The sequence below is a fragment of the Marispirochaeta aestuarii genome (genome assembly GCF_002087085.1).
In the GTDB taxonomy this organism is placed as follows: domain Bacteria; phylum Spirochaetota; class Spirochaetia; order JC444; family Marispirochaetaceae; genus Marispirochaeta; species Marispirochaeta aestuarii.
Window position 1 is genome coordinate 1 of record NZ_MWQY01000048.1, and the last position, 2,677, is coordinate 2,677.

The 2,677-nt window shown below is 52.3% G+C and carries 1 protein-coding gene; it reads left to right on the plus strand.

The features are described from left to right. On the plus strand, positions 1-2,585 hold a 2,585-nt coding region (locus tag B4O97_RS19010; protein ID WP_143305834.1), incomplete at its 5' end, for an RHS repeat domain-containing protein. Between the last annotated feature and the right edge of the window lie 92 nt (positions 2,586-2,677).

The following is a 2,677-nucleotide window of genomic DNA, read 5'->3' on the forward strand; positions in this document are numbered from 1 at the left end:
CCATCAGCACCGACCCTGAGGGGCGGGTAACAGAAACCCTGAGCGACCAGCGGGGACGTATCGTTGAACTGCGGAAGAAGTACCAGTCCACCCTGCTCATGAAGAGCGCCTACAGCTACGATGTGCTGGGACAGCTGTGTGAAGCGGTGATACGTGACGAAAAGATAAGCGGATCACCTGAGTACAGAACAGAATACGAGTACGACCTCCGGGGCCTTCAGACCGCCCTGGAATCGGCTGACACCGGACGCACGACCTTGAGCTACGACGCGGCAGGACGTCTTGTAAAGAAGGTGAGCGCCGTACTGCGGGAAACAGGCGGAGCGGTGAACTACGGGTACGACGGCCTGGGACGGCTGATACACATCAGCTACCCCGACCCCGCCATGGACGTGACTTATCAGTATGGAACAGCCGCCGCGGCCGCCGAGTACGGGGCAGGCCGGCTTGTAAGCAGAAGCGATGAATCCGGGAGCATCGACTACGAACATGGAAAGATGGGGGAGGTAGTCGCCGAGACCAGGACCCTGAGGCGCCTTGATCCCCTCTCGACCACCCGGGAGGCCCGCATCGAGTACACGTCGAACTACCTGGGCCAGATGGAGAGCGTGAGGTATCCTGACGGAGAGGAGATCCGCTACGGCTATGACGAAGGCGGGCAGGTAGTCCATGTTGAAGGCGTACGGCCAAACGGAAGCACGACCGTATTCGTCGAGAGAATCGGTTACGACGAGTTCGGCCAGCGGAGCTATCTTGAATACGGCAACGGGGACGTGACCCGTTATACCTACGACCCCGATCGCCGCTGGCTCAGCGCTTTAAGCACGGAGAACCAGTGGGGACGGAACCTGCAGAACCTGAGCTACAGCTTCGACCATGTGGGAAACATCGAAGAGCGGACAGACGCAAGCGGCAGGTACACAAGCACCCAGAGCTACAGCTACGACGGCCTCTACCAGCTTGAGACCGCCCGCGGAGAATACGTGAACAAACCCTCAGGCCACACCAGCTGGACTGACCGCTACAGCCAGAGCTTTACCTACGACGGCCTGGGGAATATCCTGAAGAAGACCAGCACGGAAACGAGAGTCCCCTCGGCCTCTGTCCGGCCCCTGAATTACGAACTGAACTATGAGTACGATGAGGACAGGCCGCACCTTGCAACGAAGATCGGGGAACTCTACTACAGCTACGACGCCAACGGAAACGTAACCCGTGAATCGACCCTGCCTGACGGCCAGTCCTCCGCCCATGAAGCCCCGAACCTGAGCACCATCGGGGATGTCCGCCGGGCCGACCAGGCCTTCGGCTTTATCAACGAAGTGGAAAGCGGATGCGAGAACGAGTACATCCGCAGCTTCAGCTGGGACGCGGAGAACCGCTTGAAGAGCGTCCTGACCTCCAACGGAAAGAGCGTGAAGTACCTCTACGACGCCGACGGCAAACGCACCACCAAGTATGCAGGAGACGGCTCGTACACCGAAGGCATAAGCGGCGAGACCCTCTATTTTAACGAATGGTGGACCGAAACCGCCGACTCAGGGAGCTTCCGGCGGGCCAAGCACATCTACGTGGGAAAGGAGCGTATCGTAACCCGCTTAAGCAACCCTTCAACCGGAGGGAATCCCTATGAGGATGTAAACACCTACTACTACCACCCCGACCACCTGGGAAGCGCCCACTGCATAACCGACCCGCAGGGAAACCCCTACGAGAGGATAGAGTATACCCCCTACGGCGAGATGTGGATCGAGATACAGGAGGATGAAGCTACAGCAAGCTATAACTACATACCTTTTCGATTTACCGCAAAGGAATATGACGAGGAGACCGGGCTCTATTATTATGGTGCCAGGTATATGGATCCGAAGACCAGCAGGTGGATGTCAGCTGATCCTGCGGGTTTTGAATTGCTTAACCCCATGGAGAAGAATAACAAGGGGAAGCTGAAACCGAAGACGAATTATTCCATGATTGAGGGGCTGAACTGGTATTCGTATGTGTCGAATAATCCGATGAAGTATTCTGATCCAACAGGTATGAATGGTCAATCTGAGATAGGGGGAGATCAAATACCATATTTTAAAAATGGTAAACCATATAATTTAATCGATGGACTTGATGTATTTAACAGGTCCCCATACTTCACAGAAGATGGAAATGTCCCTGGTTTATATAGCAACACTCCTTGTTTATTTCCATCAAGTGGTAGTGCATCATTTACTGCAAAAGTAGGTCCATTGATGAAATTTTTACGTTCTTTGCCCACTGGCCTTGGTGAAGAAAAATATGATGCAGCATTAGGATTCTTAGAAAATGTTATTGATCCAGATACTAGTGTTGCCATTGAACTTTGGGCAGAGTGGAGTGGAAGAGGATCACGACGGAAAATTGATCGATGGGGAATTAGAATTCCGTTACCTGAAATGACAGATGCTCTCGAAACAGGTGGTTCAAATGCTCTCGAAATCAACCTAAAGGATGTTCCTTATAAGAGTCATGCGATGGAAATTTTATTTAATAATCCAGAAGCAGTGGAAGGATTGTTAAGAGAAGCAGGTATGTTGGAATATGAAAATGAGTAAAAATTATTTTTATCTCCTATTTATTGTTTGTTTATGTGTAACCGTCAATTAAACCCCACCCCTGACAAGAAATCAGAGGGAAATATTCCAAG